At 71.5% G+C, this 18,408-nt stretch carries 18 protein-coding genes and 1 tRNA gene; 4 read left to right on the forward strand and 15 right to left on the reverse strand.

The window, feature by feature from the left end:
* Nucleotides 1-33: 33 nt before the first annotated feature.
* Nucleotides 34-951 (reverse strand): DMT family transporter, encoded by a 918-nt coding sequence (locus ACUY4T_RS11455; protein WP_446019065.1) that lies wholly within the window; start codon nt 949-951, stop codon nt 34-36.
* 40 nt (nt 952-991) lie between these two features.
* Here ACUY4T_RS11455 and def point away from each other — a divergent pair, with 40 nt between their 5' ends.
* Nucleotides 992-1,558 carry a peptide deformylase gene (def, locus tag ACUY4T_RS11460; RefSeq protein ID WP_446019066.1) on the forward strand — a complete coding sequence of 189 codons (567 nt, stop codon included), beginning with the start codon at nt 992-994 and terminating at the stop codon, nt 1,556-1,558.
* A gap of 72 nt (nt 1,559-1,630) precedes the next feature.
* On the opposite strand, the gene ACUY4T_RS11465 is transcribed toward def, so the two are convergent.
* The 10 genes from ACUY4T_RS11465 to dusB form a co-directional block, all read right to left on the reverse strand.
* Nucleotides 1,631-1,703, reverse strand: a tRNA-Asn gene (locus tag ACUY4T_RS11465).
* Between the two features lie 71 nt (nt 1,704-1,774).
* Nucleotides 1,775-2,716: a D-isomer specific 2-hydroxyacid dehydrogenase family protein gene (locus ACUY4T_RS11470; protein WP_446019067.1), complete on the reverse strand. Its 942-nt coding sequence runs from the start codon at nt 2,714-2,716 to the stop codon at nt 1,775-1,777.
* A complete protein-coding gene (locus ACUY4T_RS11475; protein WP_446019068.1) occupies nt 2,713-3,579 on the reverse strand; it encodes an ATP-binding cassette domain-containing protein in 867 nt (288 codons plus the stop codon). Before ACUY4T_RS11475 ends, ACUY4T_RS11470 begins: the two co-directional genes overlap by 4 nt.
* Complete coding sequence (locus tag ACUY4T_RS11480) at nt 3,576-5,267, reverse strand: ABC transporter ATP-binding protein (RefSeq protein ID WP_446019069.1); 1,692 nt, start codon at nt 5,265-5,267, stop codon at nt 3,576-3,578. The genes ACUY4T_RS11475 and ACUY4T_RS11480 overlap by 4 nt, the downstream gene beginning before the upstream one ends.
* Nucleotides 5,264-6,346, reverse strand: a complete 1,083-nt coding sequence (locus ACUY4T_RS11485) for an ABC transporter permease (RefSeq protein WP_446019070.1) — start codon at nt 6,344-6,346, stop codon at nt 5,264-5,266. The genes ACUY4T_RS11480 and ACUY4T_RS11485 overlap by 4 nt, the downstream gene beginning before the upstream one ends.
* 1 nt (nt 6,347) lies before the next feature.
* The gene (locus ACUY4T_RS11490) at nt 6,348-7,445 is read right to left on the reverse strand and encodes an ABC transporter permease (RefSeq protein WP_446019071.1); all 1,098 of its coding nucleotides are present in this window, start codon (nt 7,443-7,445) and stop codon (nt 6,348-6,350) included.
* Between the two features lie 86 nt (nt 7,446-7,531).
* Nucleotides 7,532-9,169, reverse strand: coding sequence for an ABC transporter substrate-binding protein (locus ACUY4T_RS11495; protein WP_446019072.1), 1,638 nt, complete (start codon nt 9,167-9,169; stop codon nt 7,532-7,534).
* Nucleotides 9,170-9,401: 232 nt separating this feature from the next.
* A complete protein-coding gene (gene dnaG, locus ACUY4T_RS11500; RefSeq protein WP_446019073.1) occupies nt 9,402-11,327 on the reverse strand; it encodes a DNA primase in 1,926 nt (641 codons plus the stop codon).
* 58 nt (nt 11,328-11,385) lie between these two features.
* Nucleotides 11,386-12,645 carry a deoxyguanosinetriphosphate triphosphohydrolase gene (locus ACUY4T_RS11505; RefSeq protein WP_446019074.1) on the reverse strand — a complete coding sequence of 420 codons (1,260 nt, stop codon included), beginning with the start codon at nt 12,643-12,645 and terminating at the stop codon, nt 11,386-11,388.
* Nucleotides 12,646-12,649: 4 nt separating this feature from the next.
* Nucleotides 12,650-13,804, reverse strand: coding sequence for a tRNA dihydrouridine synthase DusB (gene dusB / locus ACUY4T_RS11510; protein ID WP_446019075.1), 1,155 nt, complete (start codon nt 13,802-13,804; stop codon nt 12,650-12,652).
* 93 nt (nt 13,805-13,897) lie between these two features.
* Here dusB and ACUY4T_RS11515 point away from each other — a divergent pair, with 93 nt between their 5' ends.
* A complete protein-coding gene (locus ACUY4T_RS11515; protein WP_446019076.1) occupies nt 13,898-14,383 on the forward strand; it encodes an aminoacyl-tRNA deacylase in 486 nt (161 codons plus the stop codon).
* Here ACUY4T_RS11515 and ACUY4T_RS11520 read toward each other — a convergent pair.
* The 4 genes from ACUY4T_RS11520 to recO all read right to left on the reverse strand — a co-directional run bounded on the left by ACUY4T_RS11520 (nt 14,367) and on the right by recO (nt 16,888).
* Nucleotides 14,367-14,516, reverse strand: coding sequence for a hypothetical protein (locus ACUY4T_RS11520; RefSeq protein WP_446019077.1), 150 nt, complete (start codon nt 14,514-14,516; stop codon nt 14,367-14,369). The two genes, ACUY4T_RS11515 and ACUY4T_RS11520, sit on opposite strands and share 17 nt — an antisense overlap.
* Complete coding sequence (locus ACUY4T_RS11525; protein ID WP_446019078.1) at nt 14,513-15,178, reverse strand: DsbA family oxidoreductase; 666 nt, start codon at nt 15,176-15,178, stop codon at nt 14,513-14,515. The genes ACUY4T_RS11520 and ACUY4T_RS11525 overlap by 4 nt, the downstream gene beginning before the upstream one ends.
* A gap of 160 nt (nt 15,179-15,338) precedes the next feature.
* A complete protein-coding gene (locus tag ACUY4T_RS11530; RefSeq protein ID WP_446019079.1) occupies nt 15,339-16,154 on the reverse strand; it encodes an isoprenyl transferase in 816 nt (271 codons plus the stop codon).
* Nucleotides 16,151-16,888, reverse strand: coding sequence for a DNA repair protein RecO (gene recO, locus ACUY4T_RS11535; protein ID WP_446019080.1), 738 nt, complete (start codon nt 16,886-16,888; stop codon nt 16,151-16,153). The genes ACUY4T_RS11530 and recO overlap by 4 nt, the downstream gene beginning before the upstream one ends.
* A gap of 80 nt (nt 16,889-16,968) precedes the next feature.
* On the opposite strand from recO, the gene ACUY4T_RS11540 reads away from it, so the two are divergent.
* Together ACUY4T_RS11540 and ACUY4T_RS11545 are read left to right on the forward strand one after the other, a co-directional pair.
* Nucleotides 16,969-17,751: an SDR family oxidoreductase gene (locus ACUY4T_RS11540; RefSeq protein ID WP_446019081.1), complete on the forward strand. Its 783-nt coding sequence runs from the start codon at nt 16,969-16,971 to the stop codon at nt 17,749-17,751.
* Complete coding sequence (locus ACUY4T_RS11545; protein ID WP_446019082.1) at nt 17,748-18,407, forward strand: trimeric intracellular cation channel family protein; 660 nt, start codon at nt 17,748-17,750, stop codon at nt 18,405-18,407. Before ACUY4T_RS11540 ends, ACUY4T_RS11545 begins: the two co-directional genes overlap by 4 nt.
* Nucleotide 18,408 lies beyond the last annotated feature (1 nt).

The raw sequence follows: 18,408 nt of genomic DNA on the forward strand, positions 1-18,408 counted from the left end.
CACTCCCCGGTCCGGAACGGCGCGGGCGAGGGTTCAGAGGCGCGTCTGCGGATGGTTCTTGGCGAGCCGGAACACGCCCCAGATCGCGATCGCGCCGCTGACGACGAAGACCGCGATGGCCCACGGCGGCGCCTGGGACGCCTCGTCGAGCACGATGACGCCGATGAGGACGGCCACCATCGGGTCGACCACGGTGAGGCCCGCGATGACGAGGTCGGGCGGCCCGCTCGCGTAGGCGTTCTGCACGAAGTACGCCCCGAGCGCGGTGCCGGCGAGCAGGGCGATCACGCTGAGCAACGTGACCCATTCGAACTCGCCCTGCTGCAGGCGGTTCAGCACGACCTTCGCGAGCGTCGCGACGAAGCCGTACAGCACGCCCGCCATGATCACGTAGTACAGCGCCCGGATCCGACGCCGCCACAGCGCGAACGCGACCGCCGCCGCCGTCAGGACGACCGCGAGCACGATCAGGATGGTGATGATCTGGCCGACCGACACGGGCTTGTCGACCGCCGTGAACGCGGCGACGCCGACGAACAGGAACACGCCGCCGACGCACATGACGATGGCGACGATCGACTTGCGGTTCAGCTTCACGTGGTTGAGCCGCGAGTTCAGGATCGACGTGATCACGAGCGCGAGCGCGCCGAGCGGCTGCACCACGATGAGCGGGGCGAAGTAGAGGCTCGACAGCTGGAAGACGATCGCGAGCCCGAGCATGAGCGTGCCGAGCACCCATGACGGGCGGGCGAGGAGCAGTGCGAGCTGGCGACCGTTGAGGCCCTTGCCGAGCGAGTCGGCGGTGAGCGCCTCGACCTTCACGACGCCGCGGTGCTGGAACTGCGCACCCATCGACAGGAAGACCGCGCCGATCAGGGCGAGCGGGATGCCGATGAACTGGGTGGGATCGAGCGGGATGAGCTCGGTCAGTTCGTTGAGGTCGGGATCCACGCAACGACCCTACCCGCTCCCCCGCCGATATCCTTGGCGAATGGCCGTCCTCCCCATCCGCATCACGGGCGACCCCGTGCTCCACGCGCCGGCGTCGCCGGTCGACCGCATCGACGACGAGATCCGGGCCCTCGTGGCCGACCTCTACGAGACGATGGACGCCGCGCCCGGCGTCGGCCTCGCCGCACCCCAGGTCGGCGTGCCGCTGCGGGTGTTCACGTTCTCCTGGACCGACGAGGAGGACCGCTCCTGGCGGGGCGTCGCGATCAACCCCGAGCTCTGGATCTCGCCACCGGTGCCCGGCATGCCCGACGAGGACGACGAGTCCGAGGGCTGCCTGTCGTTCCCCGGTGAGCGCTTCGCGCTGCGTCGCGCCGACCGCGCCATCCTGCGAGCGACCGACCTCGACGGCGAACCGTACGAGATCGTCGCCGACGGATGGCTCGCGCGCATCTTCCAGCACGAGTACGACCACCTCGACGGCGTCCTGTACATGGACCGCCTCGACGACCACGACCAGCGCATCGTGCAGAAGATCACGCGGAAGCGCGGGTGGGGCCGCCCCGGCAGCAGCTGGATGCCCGGCGTCGACGACCTCGAGGGCTGACCGCGGGGCGCCGCCGTCATCCGCTCCCGGAGACGACGGAAGGCCGCCCGGAAACCGGACGGCCTTCGCAAGCTCCCCCACTTGGACTCGAACCAAGAACCTATCGGTTAACAGCCGATTGCTCTGCCAATTGAGCTATGGAGGATCGCGCGTTGCGCAGGGATCACTCTAGCAAAGCGACGGCCCGAGTCCCAATTCGAGGCACCCTCGATTCCCTCAGTACCCGGCCTCGAGGTCGATGACCCCGGCGAACCCTCCGGAGCCGAGGTGCGCGCGCGTGTTGCGGCCGATGCGCTCGGCGAAGAGCGGCACCGTCATCGCGTCGGTGTCGGCGACATGCGGCGTCACGAGGCAGTTGGGCGCCGACCAGAGCGGATGCCGCGCCGGCAGCGGCTCCGGCTCGGTGACATCGAGCCCCGCACCGCCCAGACGCCCCGATCCGAGGGCGGCCACGAGCGCGTCGGTGTCGACGATCGCACCGCGGGCCACGTTCACGAGGATCGCGCCCTGCGGCAGGGCGGTGAAGGCGTCCGAGCCGACGAGTCCCCGGGTCCGCTCGGTGAGCGCGGCCGTTACGACGACGACCTCGGCATCGGCGAGCACCTCGAGCAGCCGGTCGGGCCGGACCGTGCGTTCGGCGCCCGGCACGGCCGCATCCGTGCGACGGACCACCGTCACGTGCACGCCGAAGGGCGCGAGCAGCCGAAGCAGCTCCGCAGTGATGCCGCCGCCGCCGATCACGACCACCCGCGCACCGTGCAGCGTGCGGCCGCGCTCGTCGTGCTCCCAGGAGCCGGCTCGAGCGCGACGCGGAAGCTCGCGGAGCACGGCGAGCACGAGCGTGAGCGCGTGCTCGGCGACCGGCCGGGCGTAGGCGCCCTTCGCGCTGGTCCAGGTCCGGCCGTCGCCGACCTGCCGGCGGAGCAGGCCGGCGAACGCGTCGACGCCCGCCCACGGCAACTGCACCCACGAGATCGCGGGGTGCGCGGCGAGCACCCGATCGAGCTCCTCCTCCCCCGTCGGCGCGGCCCACACCAGCCCGTCCGTCTGCGCGGACAGCGGCGCGACCACGCCGCCGGCGTCGCGGACGGCGTCCGCGAAGCGCGGCTCGGGATCGCCGACGACGGCGATGGTGCCGTGCGCGGCGCGAGCGCTCACGCCGACGGCTCGCGCCGGAGGTCGCCGATGACCGCGTGGCCGCCGTCGAGCGCCGCACCCAGCGCCTTCACGTACGGGTGCTCCGGGTCGCGGAACAGCTCGTCCATCGTGCCGAGCGCGACGAGCTTGCCCCGGTCGAGCACGGCGAGGCGGTCGGCGACCTTGCGCAGCACCGGCAGGTCGTGGGTGATGATGATCGCCGAGAACGTGTGCCCGTCGCGGAGCTCGCCGATCAGCTGGGCGACCGCGTCGCGCACGGTGAGGTCGATCCCCGCGGTCGGCTGGTCGGCGATGAGCAGCGACGGCCCGAGCACCAGCGCCCGCGCGAGCGCCACCCGCTGGCGCTGGCCGCCGCTGAGCTCGTACGGGTACCTCCCGAGGATGCCGAGCGGAAGCCGCACCGAGTCGACCATCGTCGCGACGCGGGTCGCGAGCGCCTTGCGGTTGTACCGCCGGTCGCGCTCGAGGATCGGCTCGCCGATGATCTCGGCGACGGTCCGGTCCGCGGGCAGCTGCTCAGCGGCATCCTGCGCCAGGTAGCCGACGTGGAACCGCAGTTCGGGCAGCTTCCGCCGCGGGATGCCGCGCAACGGGGTCCCGAGCACGATCGCCTCGCCGCCCGTGATGGCCGGACGCACCTCGCCGCCGGTCGCCGCCGGCTCGAATGCGATCCCCGAGAGGATGCGCGCGAGCGTGGACTTCCCGCTCCCCGCGGACCCGAGCAGGCCCAGCACCTCGCCCGGAGCGAGGCGGAGGTCGACGCCGCGCAGCGCGACGTGCGCCGCGCTGGCGCCGTGGGCCGGGTACTCGACGGAGAGGTCGCTGACCACGACCGGGTACCCGTGCGCTGCGCCGCGGCTCATCCGGCCGCCTCCCGGATGCGACGCAGCTCGGCGCGCCGCTCGGCCTGGGCGACCGGGTCGGGCACCGGCAGCGAGGCGAGCAGCCGCTGGGTGTACGGGTCCTTCGGCGCGCCCAGCACCTCCGCACCCGTGCCCTCCTCGACGAGGCGCCCGCGGTAGAGCACCGCGATCCGGTCCGCGAGCAGGTCCACGACCGCGAGGTCGTGGCTGATGAACAGCGAGGCGAACCCGAACTCGCGCTGGAGCTCGGCGAACAGCTCCAGCACGCGCGCCTGCACCGAGACGTCGAGCGCCGACGTCGGCTCGTCGGCGATCAGCAGCTCGGGCTCGAGCGCGATCGCGCGCGCGAGGCTCGCGCGCTGCCGCTGGCCGCCGGAGAGCTCGTGCGGGTAGCGGTCTCCGTACGACGACGGGAGCTGGACCGCCTCGAGCAGCTCGTTCACCCGAGGGCGGGCGTCGCGCGCGTCGACCGCCCGCTCGTGGATCACGAGCGGCTCGGCGACGCACTCGGCGATCGTGAGCAGCGGGTTGAAGCTCGACGCCGGGTCCTGGAACACGAAGCCGATCCGACTGCGGGACGGCCGGAAGGCGCGCTCGCGGATGCCGTTCATCTCGTGGCCGAGCACCTTCAGCGACCCTCCGGTGACCTTCGTGAGCCCGGCGATCGCTCGCCCGATGGTCGTCTTCCCGGAACCGCTCTCCCCCACCAGGCCGAGCACCTCGCCGGGGCGGATGAGGAGGTCGACGCCGTCGACCGCACGGAATCCCGCACGACCGAGCCGACCGGGGTACTCGATCTCGAGTCCGCGCGCCTCCACGACGGGCGTGTGCTGCGCCCAGCCCTCCGGCCGCGCCGCGGCCCGCTCGGCGGCCTTCGCGACGCCGTGGCCGACGTAGGGCACCGCGGCCAGCAGCCGCTTGGTGTAGTCGTCCTTCGGATCGCTGAACAGCTCCGTGGCCGTGGCCTCCTCGACCACGCGACCCTGGTACATCACCGCGACCCGGTCGGCCAGGTCGGCGACGACCCCCATGTTGTGCGTGATGAGCACGATCGCGGTGCCGAACTCGTCGCGCACCCGGCGGAGCAGGTCGAGGATCTCGGCCTGCACCGTGACGTCGAGGGCGGTGGTCGGCTCGTCGGCGACGATCAGGCCCGGCTCGAGCACGAGCGCCATCGCGATGACGATGCGCTGCTTCTGCCCGCCCGAGAACTGGTGCGGGAAGTGGTCGACGCGGTCCTCGGGGTCGGGGATGCCGACCTTGCCGAGGATGTCGATCGCCTTCGCGCGCGCCTCGGCCTTCGAGACCTTGCCGTGCGCCCGGAGGCCCTCCATGATCTGCCACCCGACGGTGTAGACGGGGTTCAGCGCCGTCGACGGCTCCTGGAAGACCATCGCGACGTCGGTGCCGCGGATGCCGCGCAGCTGCGATCCGCTCAGCGAGACGACGTCGTGCTCGGCGGACCCCGCCCGGTTGGACAGCACCACCGCGCCGCTGGTGGTGGCGGTCTCGGGCAGCAGTCCGAGGATCGTCTTGGCCGTGACCGTCTTCCCGCTGCCGGACTCGCCGACGATGGCGAGCACCTCGCCTCGCTCGACGGACAGGCTGACGTCGTCGACGGCCTTCACGGCGCCGGCGTCGGTCGCGAACGACACGCCCAGGTTCCGGATGTCGACCACCGTGCTCATCGCTTGACCTCGATCCCGTGCTCGTCGAACGTCTCCCCGTCTTCGAGGCCGTCGAGGCCCCCGGGGCCCGCCGTGAGCGTGCCGCCGGGCACGACCGATGTCTCGGCGACCTCGCCGGCCGCCTGCGCCACCCGGCGACGGCCGCGCAGGCGCGGGTCGGCCAGGTCGTTCAGGCTCTCGCCGACGAGGGTGATGCCGAGCACCGTGAACACGATCGCGAGGCCCGGGAACAGCGCCGTCCACCAGATGCCGCTCGTGACATCCGACTGGGCCTTGAAGAGGTCGTAGCCCCATTCCGCCGCCGCGGTCGGCTCGATGCCGAAGCCGAGGAAGCCCAGCGCCGCGAGGGTGAGGATCGCCTCGGACGAGTTCAGGGTGATGATCAGCGGCAGCGTGCGCGTGGCGTTCCGGAACACGTGCTTGAACACGATGCGGGCGTTCGACGCCCCGAGCACCTTCGCCGACTCGACGTAGGCCTCGGCCTTGATCCGCACGGTCTCGGCCCGGATGACGCGGAAGTACTGCGGGATGAAGACCACCATGATCGAGATCGCCGCCGCGAGCACGCCGCCGAGCAGGCTCGACTGCCCGCCCGAGATGACGATCGACATGACGATGGCCAGCAGCAGCGACGGGAACGCGTAGATGGCGTCGGCCACGACCACGAGCACGCGGTCGAGCCAGCCGCCGAAGTAGCCGGCGTAGAGTCCGAGGGCGACGCCGATGAAGATCGACAGCAGCACGGCGAGGACGATGACGAGCACCGCGGTCTGGGTGCCCCAGATCACGCGGGACAGCACGTCGTAGCCGCCGACGGTCGTGCCGAGCGGGTGCTCCGGCGACGGCGGCTGCTGCGTTCCGAACGAGCCGTCGGCGTCTCGGCGCTGCGCGAAGCCGTAGGGGGCGAGCAGCGGCGCGAACGCCGCCGTGAGGAGGAACACGCCGACCATCACGAGGCCGGCGACGAGCATGCCGCGCTGCAGGCCGACGCTCTGGCGCACCTGGTGGACGACCGGGAGGCGGTCGACGAGGCGGCGGCGCGGGGCGGCGGGGGCGGTGGGGACGGATGCCGTCGACATGTCAGTACCTCACCCTCGGGTCGATGAACGCCGCGATGATGTCGACGACGAAGTTCGTCAGCGCCACGATCACCGCCAGCAGTGCCACGATGCCCTGCACGGCGACGAAGTCCCGCGATTCGAGGAACTCGGCGAGGATGAAGCCGAGCCCCTTCCACTCGAAGGTCGTCTCGGTCAGCACCGCGCCCGCGAGCAGCAGTGCGATCTGCATGCCGATCACCGTGATGATCGGGATGAGCGCCGGCCGGTAGGCGTGGCGGTTCAGCAGCCGGCGCTCGGCGACGCCGCGCGAACGCGCCGCGTCGACGTAGTCCGTCGACAGGGTGCCGATGACGTTCGTGCGCACGAGGCGGAGGAAGATGCCCGCGGTGAGCAGCCCGAGCGCGATGGCCGGCAGGACCGCGTGCGAGAGCACGTCGAGGACCACCTCCGGGTCGCCCGTGAGGATCGCGTCGACCGTGTACAGCCCGGTCCTCGTGGGGAGCAGCTGCATCTGGATCTCGGAGCTCACCGTCGCCCGGCCCGCCACCGGCAGCCACTTGAGCCACACCGCGAAGACGAGCTTCAGCAGCAGTCCGGCGAAGAAGATCGGGATCGCATACCAGAGGATGGCGAGCACCCGGTAGACCGCGTCCTGCGGCTTGTCGCGGTGGTACGCCGCGCGCAGGCCGAGCGGGATGCCGACGGCGAAGGCCACGATGAGCGAGTAGAAGACGAGCTCGAGCGTCGCCGGGCCGTAGGTGAGCAGCACCTCGATGACCGGCCGGTTGGTGGTGATGGTCTCGCCGAAGTTGCCCGTGAAGATCTGGCCGAGGTACTCGACGTACTGCACGAAGACGGGCCGGTCGTACCCGGCCTCCGCGCGCAGCTGTGCGAGCTGGTCGGCGCTGAGCCGCCCGCCCTGCGCGGCGGTGATCGGGTCGCCCGTGGTCCGCATCAGGAAGAAGACGACGGTGACCAGGATGAAGATGGTCGGGAAGATCAGCAGGAATCGGACCAGCAGGTAGCGTGCGAAGCCGCCGCCCTGCGACTTGGATTTCGGCCGATCCGGTTGCGGCGCGCCCTCCGACGGGGCGACGGTGTCAAGTGTGGTGCTCATGGGGTCCTCAGGGGTACAGGGGAACGGGGGCGACCCGCGGTAGCAGATCGCCCCCGTCGTCGAGCTTCAACGACTCTAGCCCGTGGCTAGCCCTTGGACAGCGCCGCGTAGCGGAACTTGAACGACGCGTCGAGCGTGTCCTCGGCGCCCTCGACATCGGCGCCCACGACGGCGATCTGCGCGCCCTGCATGTACGGCAGGGTCGACAGGTCGGCGGCGACCGCGTCCTGGATCTCGCCGATGAGCGCCTCGCGCTCGGCGGGGTCGGCCGTCACGGCCTGCTCCAGGATGAGGTCGTTGACCGCGGGGTTGTCGTAGTGGTTGGCGAGGAAGTTCTCCGTGAGGAAGAACGGCGTGAGGTAGTTGTCGGCGTCCGAGTAGTCCGGGAACCAGCCGAGCTGGTAGACGGGGTACAGGTCGGCGACGCGGTCGTCGGAGTACTGGACCCACTCGGTCGACTGCAGGTTCACCGTGAACAGGCCGTCCGCCTCGAGGCTGTCCTTGATGACCGCGTACTCGTCGGACGACGACGGGCCGTAGCGCTCGGCGACGTACTGGATGCTGACCTCCAGCGGGGTCTCGACGCCGGCGGCCTCGAGCACCTCGGCGGCCTTGGCGGCGTCGGGGGCGCCGTTGCCGTCGCCGTAGAGCTCCTTGAGCGACTCGTTGGCGCCGGTCAGGCCCTCGGGCACGTACGAGTACAGCGGGGTGAAGGTGCCCTTGTACACGTCCTCCGAGATGGCGTCGCGGTCGATGAGGTGCGCGATGGCCTGGCGGACGGCCAGCGCCTTCGCCTCGTCGGCCTCGGCCGTCTCGGCGCCGAACGGCATCGTGTTGAAGTTGAAGACCATGTAGCGGATCTCGCCGCCGGGGCCGTCGACCACCTTCACGTTGTCGTTGCCGCGCAGGTCCTCGATGTCGGTCGCGCTGAGCGTGCGGTTCGCGACGTCGATGTTGCCCTCCTGGACGTCGAGCTTCAGGTTCGACGCGTCGGTGTAGTAGCGGACGTTGACCGTCTCGGTCTTCGCCTCGCCCAGCAGGCCCTGGTAGTCGGGGTTCGCCTTGTACGACACGAGCTCGTTGAAGGTGTAGCTCTCGATCGTGTACTGGCCGGCGAAGGCCTCGCCCTCGACGATCTCGTCGTCGGAGGTCAGCTCGTCGGCCGAGAAGACGTCCTCGTCGACGATCGGGCCGACCGGGCTCGACAGGATCTGCGGGAAGATCTGGTCGTTCGGCGACTTCAGCTTGAAGACGACGGTGAGGTCGTCCGGCGTCTCCACGCTGTCGAGGTTGTACAGCAGCGACGACGGCCCGTTCGGGTCGGCGATCGCGAGCTGGCGGTCGAAGGTGAACTTCACGTCGGACGAGGTGAGCTCGTTGCCGTTGGCGAAGGTGAGGCCCTCCTTCAGCGTGACGGTGTACTCGGTCTCCGAGGTGAACTCCGCCGACTCCGCGATGTCGGGCTCGACGTCGGGGCTGCCGTACGGGGTGTTCATGAGGAACGGGTACACCTGGTTCATCACCGCGAAGGAGCCGTTGTCGTACGAGCCGGCCGGGTCGAGGGCCGTGATCTGCTCGGTCGTGCCGATGGTGAGCGTGCCACCGGCCGCGCCGCCCTCGTCGTCGCCGCCACCGGCGGTGCAACCGGTGAGCGCGAGGGCTGCGGCGGAGAAGCCCGCGGCGAACGCGAGCGCTCGCCGACGGTTCGTGGATGCGGATGCCATATCCGTCTACCTCTTCCTGTCAGGTGACCGCGCGGGCGGGGTCGCCGCGTCGCGATCTCGTATCCGTCAGGCCTAGCACACCCGCCGACCACTGCTCCGAGCGGGGTGCATCCGTGGAGCCGAATGTGACCGATCTGCAACCTTGTGCTCATCCGCGCATGGGCAGCGCTGAGCGCGCCTCAGTTCCCGCTCATCTGAGCGCGCACCGGCGCTGCTCGTCGTGGAAGCGGGATCAGTCGCCGCGGAGTCGCCGGCGCTCGTTCTCGAGCGCGACGAGCCCGCGCTGGATCGCGGCGTAGGTCGTCGCATCGGACTTGTCGCTGCGCTGGAGCCGGCCCAGCAGCTCCTGCTTCTGGCGGAGCAGCTCGCGATCGACCAGCGCGCCGACCACGCCCCTCACGTAGGCGGCGAGCTCGACCTCGTTGCGCTGCGGCACGGGCAGCACGGCGAGCTGCTGCACGATCGGGGCGAACGGCTGCGGGACCTCGGCCACGACCCGGTCGAGCGAGACGGCGCCGGCCGTCGACCCGCCCTCCGAGGCGACGCCCGCCAGCGCCGACGCGATGCCGTCGCGCACGACGGCCAGGGTCGCGTTGCCGAACCGGCAGTCGACCCCCTGTCGGAGCAGGTCGACGCCGACCGCCTCCGGGTACTGCAGCATCGCCTGCACCGCGTCGCGCTCGAGGCGGGTCGCGGGATCGTTCGGGAGGTCGCGGATCGAGTACGCGCGCGGCGTCTCCGGCTCCGGGGACGCCGACGACCCCGGCCCCCCGTCGGCGAGCGGCGTCGGCCGGGCCCGATCCCTGCCGCGCTCACCGCGGTCCGACCCGGCGCGCTCCCGCGCGGACTCCGCTCCGCGGACCGCACGCGAGACCTCGGCGAGCTCCATCCCGAGCATCCTCGCCAGTTCGCGCGTGTACCCGGGTCGGAGCGCCGGGTCGCGGATGTCGGCGACGATCGGCGCCGCGGCGCGCAGCGCGTTCACCCGGCCCTCCACGGTCTCGAGGTCGAAGCGGGAGAGGGTGTGCCGGATCACGAACTCGAACATCGGCGTCTTGGACTCGACGAGCGAGCGCACGGCGCCGTCGCCGCGTGCCAATCGCAGGTCGCACGGGTCGAGGCCGTCGGGCGCGACCGCGACGAACGTCTGGGCGGCGAACCGCCGCTCCTCGCCGAACGCCCGCATCGCGGCCTTCTGCCCCGCCTCGTCGCCGTCGAAGGTGAACACGACCTCCCCCACGCCCGAGTCGTCCCCGAGCACGCGTCGGAGCACCTTGATGTGGTCCACCCCGAACGAGGTGCCGCAGGTCGCGATGGCGGTGGTGACGCCCGCGAGGTGGCAGGCCATGACATCCGTGTACCCCTCGACGACGACTACGCGATGCGATCTCGCGATGTCGCGCTTGGCGAGGTCGAGCCCGTAGAGCACCTGGGCCTTGTGGTAGATCGCGGTCTCGGGCGTGTTCAGGTACTTCGGGCCGTTGTCGTCCTCGAGCAGTCGACGCGCACCGAACCCGACCGTCTGGCCCGTGACGTCGCGGATCGGCCACACGAGTCGCCCGCGGAAGCGGTCGTAGACGCCCCGGTCGCCCTGCGAGACCAGGCCGGCGGCCGCGAGTTCCTCGGTCGAGAAGCCGCGTCCGCGCAGGTGCTTGGTCAGCGCGTCCCAGCTCTTGGGCGCGAAGCCGACGCCGAAGCGCCGTGCGGCCTCGGCGTCGAACCCGCGCTCGCCGAGGAAGCGGCGACCCGGTTCGGCGTCGGGTGCGCCGAGCCGTTCGACGAAGAACTCGGCCGCGGCCTGGTTCGCGGCGAGCAGCCGGGCGCGGTTGCCGTGCTCGGCCGCGGGCCCGCCGTCCTCGTAGTGGAGTTCGAAGCCGATGCGCCCGGCCAGGCGCTCGACCGCCTCGGTGAACGAGACGTGGTCCATCCGCTGGAGGAACGTGTAGACGTCGCCCGATTCGCCGCACCCGAAGCAGTGGTAGAAGCCCCGCTGGGGCGTCACGTGGAAGCTCGGGCTGCGCTCGTCGTGGAAGGGGCAGAGACCCTTCATCGAGCCCACGCCCGCGGACTTGAGCGACACGTGCTCGCCGATGATGTCGGCGATGTCGGTTCGGGCCTTCACCTCTTCGACGTCGCTCTGTCGAATGCGGCCCGCCATGGCTCTCATCCTATTCGGCGGACGGCCCGTCGCGGCCGGGCGCGGCCGGTCATGACCGTCAGCGCTGCACCAGCCGTTCGTACCAGGCGAGCGCGGACTGGTCGGTGAGGCTGGCGACCTGGTCGACGACGACCCGCTTCCGGGCGGCGTCGTCGCCCGCGTTCCGCCAGTCCTCGGCGAAGCCGGGGTCGAGATGGGCGTCGCCGGTCTCCCAGAGCACGTCGGCGAGGGCCGTGAGCACCTGCCGCTGCTGCGAGTAGATCGGCTGCCTCGTGTTCCGGGACATCACGAAGGCCGCGACGATGCCCTTGAGCACGGCGATCTCGGCCTGGATCTCGCGCGGCACCACCACGTCGGCGTCGAACCGGATGAGGCTCGCTACCGGGTGGTGCGCACGCGTCGCCTCGGTGGCGGCGTGCGCGAACCGGCCGATGAGCTGGCTGGTCAGGTTCTTCAGCGTGGCCTGGTCGCGGCGGCTGCCGTCCCACGACGAGATCCACGCGTCGAGCGAGTCGAGCCGGTCGAACGCGGCGATGAGCTCGTCGTGGCCGATCGCGCCGCCGATCCAGTCGTGCATCGAGGCGACGAGCTCATCGTGGTCGACCCGGCGCCCCAGGGCCGCGACGTCGATGTAGCCGCCCACGATCGCGTCCTCGAGGTCGTGCACCGAGTACGCGATGTCGTCGGAGAGGTCCATGACCTGCGCCTCGATGCAGAGCCGTCGGGCCGGTGCGCCCCGTCGCATCCACTCGAAGACGTCGACGTCGTCGGCGTAGAAGCCGAACTTGTTCCGCCCGCTCGGGTCGCCGACGCCCGAGGCCTCCGGCCACGGGTACTTGCAGCTCGCATCGAGGCTCGCGCGGGTCAGGTTGAGCCCGAGCGGCCGCCCCTCCGGCGAGAACACCTTGGGCTCGAGCCTCGTCAGGATGCGGAGGGTCTGGGCATTGCCCTCGAAGCCGCCGGCATCGGCCGCCCAGCCGTTCAACGCCTTCTCGCCGTTGTGCCCGAACGGCGGGTGCCCGAGGTCGTGCGCGAGGCACGCGGTGTCGACCACGTCGGGATCCAGGCCGAGGCTCCCCGCGAGCTCGCGACCCACCTGGGCGACCTCGAGCGAGTGCGTGAGCCGGTTGCGTGCGAAGTCGAGCCCCGACGTTGGGCTCAGCACCTGGGTCTTCGCGGCGAGACGGCGCAACGCGCTCGAGTGCAGCAGTCGGGCCCGGTCGCGCGCGAAGTCGCTGCGGCGCCGGTTCTCGTGCTGCTCGGGCAGGAAGCGTTCGGCGTCGGCCTCGTGGTAGCCGCCGAAGAGTCGGTCGCGCACGCGCTCAGCCGCCCGACGTGTCGAGCTCGGCGTCGACGAGGGTCGTCCGGTCGTGGCCCGCGAGCTCCTGCGACTCGAGCCAGCCGTCGGGCAGGGCGGGGTTCTTCGGGGTGCCGGCGCGGCCGCGCGGGCCCTCGGCGCCCTCGCCCGGGTACGGCGTCGACCAGTCGAGCGTGCCGAGCAGCTCGTCGAGCTGTTCGAGCGACTCGACGGTCGCGAGCCGCGCCCGCAGGTCGCCGCCGACCGGGTAGCCCTTGAAGTACCAGGCCACGTGCTTGCGGATGTCGCGGCAGCCCCGCTCCTCGCTGTCGAAGAACTCGGTGAGCAGCTCGGCGTGGCGGCGGAAGGTGCGCGCCACCTCGCCGAGGGTCGGCTCGGCCTTCGCCTGCTCGCCGCGGAAGGCCGCCGCGAGGTCGCCGAACAGCCATGGGCGGCCGAGGCAGCCGCGCCCGACGACGACCCCGTCGCATCCGGTCTCGTCGACCATGCGGAGCGCGTCGTCAGCCGACCAGATGTCGCCGTTGCCGAGGACCGGGACGCTCGTCACGGTCTGCTTCAGCTTCGCGATCGCCGACCAGTCGGCGTGACCCGAGTAGAACTCGGCCGCCGTGCGCGCGTGCAGCGCGATCGACGCGACGCCCGCGCCCTCGGCGATGCGGCCCGCCTCCAGGTAGGTGAGGTGGTCGGCGTCGATGCCCTTGCGCATCTTGATCGTGAGCGGCACGTCGCCCGCGGCCTTCACGGCGCCCTCGACGATGTCGCGGAACAGCCCAGACTTCCACGGCAGCGCCGCTCCGCCGCCCTTGCGGGTGACCTTCGGCACGGGGCAGCCGAAGTTGAGGTCGATGTGGTCGGCGCGGTCTTCGGCGACGAGCATCGTGACCGCCTCGGACACCGTCTTGGGGTCGACGCCGTAGAGCTGGATGGAGCGCGGCGTCTCGGATTCGTGGTGCGTGATGAGGCGCATCGACTCGGGCGTGCGCTCGACGAGCGCCCGGCTCGTGATCATCTCGCTGACGTACAGGCCGGCACCGAACTCGCGGCACAGGCGCCGGAACGCGGTGTTCGTGATGCCCGCCATGGGCGCGAGCACGACGGGCACCTCGAGGTCGAGGCCGCCGATCGTGAGCGGGCGGGCGGGGGTCGTGGTCGTTGGCATCGCCTTCGATTCTCCCAGACGGATGCCGGGATCCGCCCGAGCGCGCGGCGCCCGGCCTTAGGATTCGGGCAGGACGAGGGTGTGGAGGACGGCATGGCGCGCTTCGAGGGGCTCGACGGGGTCGAGCGGGCGCGTGCGGATGCCGCGGCCCGCGGCCTCGACATCGAGGTGATCGAGCGGCCGGCGGCCCGCAGCCTCGAGGAGGCGGCCGAGCTCCTCGGCATCGAACCCGCCGACATCGTGAAGTCGCTCGTCGTCAAGCGCAGCGACGACACCTACGTCTTCGCGCTCGTGCCCGGCGGGCGCAAGATCAGCTGGCCGAAGCTCCGCGCGCTCCTCGCCGTCAACAAGCTCCAGCTGCCCGACCCGTCGCTCGCGCTCGCCGCGACGGGCTACGAGCGCGGCACGATCACGCCGCTCGGTTCGACGCACGAGTGGCCGGTCGTCGTCGACGCCACGATCCCGGGCCGGCGCGTGTCGATGGGCGCTGGTGAGCACGGCCGCAGCCTGTTCGTCGACGCCGACGCGCTCGTGCGCGCCGTCGACGCGACCGTCGCCGACATCAGCGACCCGGAGTAGTCACGCCCCCGTCGGCAGCGGTCTCCGGTGCGGCGAATCCCGGAACGAGGCATGCGTCGCCCTCGCACGCCGCCGCCGGGTCGCCGATCATCGTGAACGGCGCGGGCGCGGCATCCGTCGTCGCGTCGCTCATGCCGCAGCCCCGTCGCGCTCGGCCCCGACCTGCTGGAGCACCTGCGAGAACACCTCCGCCGGCTGTGCACCGGACACCCCGTACCGCCCGTCGAAGACGAAGAACGGGACGCCCTGGATGCCGTACGCGCGCGCCTGCGCGATGTCGGCCTGAACGTCGTCGGCGTAGCGGCCGGACTCCAACGCCTCGCGGGTCTCGACCGGGTCGAGGCCGACCTCCTCGGCGAACGTCGTCAGCTGCTCGACCCGGTTCACGCGGCCGCCCTCGACGAAGTAGGCGCGGAGCAGGCGCTCCTTCATCTCGGCCTGCCTGCCGTGCTCCTTCGCGAGGTGCAGCAGTTCGTGCGCCTTCAGGGTCTTCACGTGCGCGACCGACTCGAAGTGGTACTCGAGCCCGGCCTTCGCGGCCACCCCGGTCACGTGCTCGAGCATCTGCTCGACGCGCTCGATCGGCAGGCCCTTCTTCGCCGACAGGTACTCGGTCGTCGAGCCCTCGAAGTCGAGCGGGGTGTCGGGCGAGAGCTCGTAGGAGTGGTACTCGATCTCCACGTCGAGGGCCTCCTCCCCCAGCGCGGCGATGCCCGCCTCGAGGTGGCGCTTGCCGATGTAGCACCACGGGCACGCGATGTCGGACCAGATGTCGATCTTGATGGGGCTCGTCACGTCCTATGCGAACGAATGCTCGTCCCGGCGTATTCCGACCAGAACGGCGGATATACGATCCGGCACACCGAGCATCCCCGTTCGGCGCCGGCGAGTCGGATCGTATATCCGCCGTTGTGTGCGTGCGGAGGTCGCCGGCGCCGCGGCGTCCGCTCGGCCGCTATGCGTCGGAGGCCTCGGTCGGTGCATCGACCGCGCCGCCGAAGCGGCGGTTGCGAGACGCGTACAGCTCGATCGCGTGCCACAGGTCGGCCCGGCCGAAGTCGGGCCAGAGGGTGTCGAGGAACACCATCTCGGCGTACGCCGACTGCCAGAGGAGGAAGTTCGAGGTGCGCTGCTCCCCCGAACTCCGCACGAAGAGGTCGACGTCGGGCAGGTCGGGCACGTACAGCCGCTTCTGGATCAGCTTCTCGGTGACCGCCGAGGGGCGCAGGCGCCCGGATGCCACGTCGTCGGCGATCGATCGCACGGCGTCGACGAGCTCGTTCCGACCGCCGTAGTTCACGCACATCGTGAGCGTCATGGTGTCGTTGCCCGCGGTGAGCCGTTCGGCGTACTGCAGTTCGTCGATGACCGACCGCCACAGGCGCGGACGGCGGCCCGCCCACCGGATGCGGACCCCCCACTCGTTGAGCTGGTCGCGTCGGCGGTGCAGCACGTCTCGGTTGTAGCCCATGAGGAAGCGCACCTCGTCGGGCGAGCGCTTCCAGTTCTCGGTCGAGAACGCGTAGACCGAGAGGTGCTTCACCCCGGCCTGGATGGCGCCCGCGACGACGTCGAGCAGCGCCGCCTCGCCGGCCTTGTGCCCCTCGATGCGGGTGAGTCCCTGCCGGTTCGCCCAGCGGCCGTTGCCGTCCATGACGATCGCGACGTGCTCGGGCACGGCGCCCTTGGGGAACGCCGGCGGATACTGGCCGGTCCAGTCGAGCGGGCGGTAGGGCACCGCATCCTTGTGGGTGTAGGGCTTGGGGGTCACTGGGGGGCCGTTCCTCGGGAGACGTGGGAGAGGGAGCGCAGGCCGCGCTCGAGGTGCCACTGCGTGTACGCCGCGACGATGCCGCTCGCCTGGGCCCGGTCTCGCTCGGGCGCGGCATCCGCCATGGTCCAGTCGCCCGCGAGGAGCGCACCGAGCAGTTCGACGGTGGACGGCGCGATCCGGGGCGCCCCGGGCGGCGCGCACTCGCCGCATACGACGCCGCCGAGCTGCACGACCACCGAGGTGTGCGGCCCCTCGCGCCCGCAGCGGGCGCAGTCGACGAAGCTCGGCGCCCAGCCGGCGATCGCGAGGGCGCGCAGCAGGTAGGAGTCCAGCGTCAGCGCCGCGCCGTGCTCGCGCCGCGACAGCGATCGGAGGGCTCCGACCAACAGCAGGTACTGCTGGGTCGAGGCCTCGGCCTCGGTGAGCCGGTCGGCCGTCTCGACCATCGCGTTCGCGGCGGTGTACGCCTCGTAGTCGTCGACGATCTCGGCGCCGTACGAGCCGATGGTCTCGGCCTGCGTGATCACGTCGAGGGTGCGGCCCTCGTAGAGCTGCAGGTCGGCGACCATGAACGGCTCGAGCCGCGAACCGAACTTCGACGCGGTTCGCCGGACGCCGCGGGCGACCGCCCGCACCTTGCCGTGCCGCCGCGTGAGCAGCGTGACGATGCGGTCGGCCTCGCCCAGCTTGTGGGTGCGCAGCACGACCGCGTCATCTCGATACACGGGCACCCGTCGATTCTCCCACCGACCGCCGCGGTCGGCGCCGTCCGGCGCGCACCCAGCGCCCCCGGAGACGGCAGAATGGTCGGGTGACCGCGTCGTCCGCAACCATCCTCGTCACCGGCGGGACCGGCACGCTCGGGCGTGCCGTCGTCCCCCTCCTCGCCGAGCGCGGTCATGCCGTGCGCGTGCTGAGCCGCGGCGGCGGCGCCGGCACCGTGCGAGGCGACCTCGAGACCGGCGACGGCGTCGACGCGGCGCTCGCGGGAGTCGACGTGGTGGTGCACCTGGCCACGACCCTGCGCGACGACACCGACATCACCCGTACGCTCGTCCGCGCCGCCGAGCGCAGCGGTCGGCCCCGCCTGATCTACCAGTCGATCGTCGGGATCGACCGCATCCCCCTCGCCTACTACGGCGGCAAGCGCGCCTCCGAGCGACTGGTGGCCGAATCGCGGCTTCGTTGGGCGACCCTGCGGGCGACCCAGTTCCACGACCTCGTCGCCTCGCTCTTCGCGGTGCAGCGGTTCTCGCCGGTCGTGTTCGCCCCCGCGTTCTCCTTCCAGCCGATCGCCGTCGCCGACGTCGCGCGGCGTCTCGTCGAGCTGGTCGAGACGGATGCCGCGGGCATCGTGCCCGACATCGGCGGACCCGAGGCGAAGCCGGCGCGCGAGTTCGCGCGCGCGTTCCTCGCCGCGCGCGGGTCGCGTCGCGCGACGGTGCCGTTCCGGCTGCCGGGGACCCGGTTCGCCGCGTTCGCCTCGGGCGCGAACCTCGTGCCCGGCGAGCCGTACGGCCGCGTCACGTTCGCCGAGCACGTCGCGGGCGCCGGAGCATCCGTGCACGGCGGTCGTGGTACAACCGAGGCATGACCGTCGCCCCCTTCGCGATCCCGCTCTGGACGGACCTCGCGGCGGTCGGCATCGGCGCGCTGCAGGGCGCGATGTTCGCCGGACGACTGAAGGAACGCCGCCTCGACCTCCTCGGCGTGGCCCTGATCGGCATCCTCGTCGGACTCGGCGGCGGACTGCTCCGCGACCTGCTGCTGAACCAGCTGCCGGCCGCGATGAAGAGCAACTGGTACCTCGTCGTCGCGACGCTCGCGGCGCTGCTGGGGATGGCGCTGCTGCGCCTGTTCACGCGCCTGAACGCGCTCATCATCGCGCTCGACGCCGTCACGATCGGGCTGTTCGCGGCGATCGGCACGACGAAGGCGCTCGCCTTCGGGCTCCCGGAGGTGCCCGCGGTGTTCGTCGGCGTCGTGTCGGCGGTCGGCGGCTCGATCCTGCGCGACGTGTCGCTCAACCTGCCCATCGCGCTCATGCACGTGGGATCGCTCTACGCGGTCGCCGCGGCGGCGGGCACCGTCCTCATCGTCGTGCTGGTCGCGCTGGGCGCGAACATCACCGTGGCCGCCATCACGTGCGTCGTCGTCACGACGATGATCCGGTTGGGTTCGGTGCGCTTCGGCTGGAGCCTCCCGGAGCAACGGGCGATCGCGAGCTGGCGGGTCTGGCGCCGAGGCTGAC

This window comes from Agromyces arachidis (assembly GCF_052805135.1).

Coding starts and splice junctions, on each gene's coding strand:
- def (WP_446019066.1), top strand. CDS start 992: ATGGCCGTCCTCCCCATCCGCATCACGGGCGACCCCGTGCTCCACGCG.
- ACUY4T_RS11475 (WP_446019068.1), bottom strand. CDS start 3,579: ATGAGCCGCGGCGCAGCGCACGGGTACCCGGTCGTGGTCAGCGACCTC.
- ACUY4T_RS11480 (WP_446019069.1), bottom strand. CDS start 5,267: ATGAGCACGGTGGTCGACATCCGGAACCTGGGCGTGTCGTTCGCGACC.
- ACUY4T_RS11485 (WP_446019070.1), bottom strand. CDS start 6,346: ATGTCGACGGCATCCGTCCCCACCGCCCCCGCCGCCCCGCGCCGCCGC.
- ACUY4T_RS11490 (WP_446019071.1), bottom strand. CDS start 7,445: ATGAGCACCACACTTGACACCGTCGCCCCGTCGGAGGGCGCGCCGCAA.
- ACUY4T_RS11495 (WP_446019072.1), bottom strand. CDS start 9,169: ATGGCATCCGCATCCACGAACCGTCGGCGAGCGCTCGCGTTCGCCGCG.
- dnaG (WP_446019073.1), bottom strand. CDS start 11,327: ATGGCGGGCCGCATTCGACAGAGCGACGTCGAAGAGGTGAAGGCCCGA.
- dusB (WP_446019075.1), bottom strand. CDS start 13,804: ATGCCAACGACCACGACCCCCGCCCGCCCGCTCACGATCGGCGGCCTC.
- ACUY4T_RS11515 (WP_446019076.1), top strand. CDS start 13,898: ATGGCGCGCTTCGAGGGGCTCGACGGGGTCGAGCGGGCGCGTGCGGAT.
- ACUY4T_RS11520 (WP_446019077.1), bottom strand. CDS start 14,516: ATGAGCGACGCGACGACGGATGCCGCGCCCGCGCCGTTCACGATGATC.
- ACUY4T_RS11545 (WP_446019082.1), top strand. CDS start 17,748: ATGACCGTCGCCCCCTTCGCGATCCCGCTCTGGACGGACCTCGCGGCG.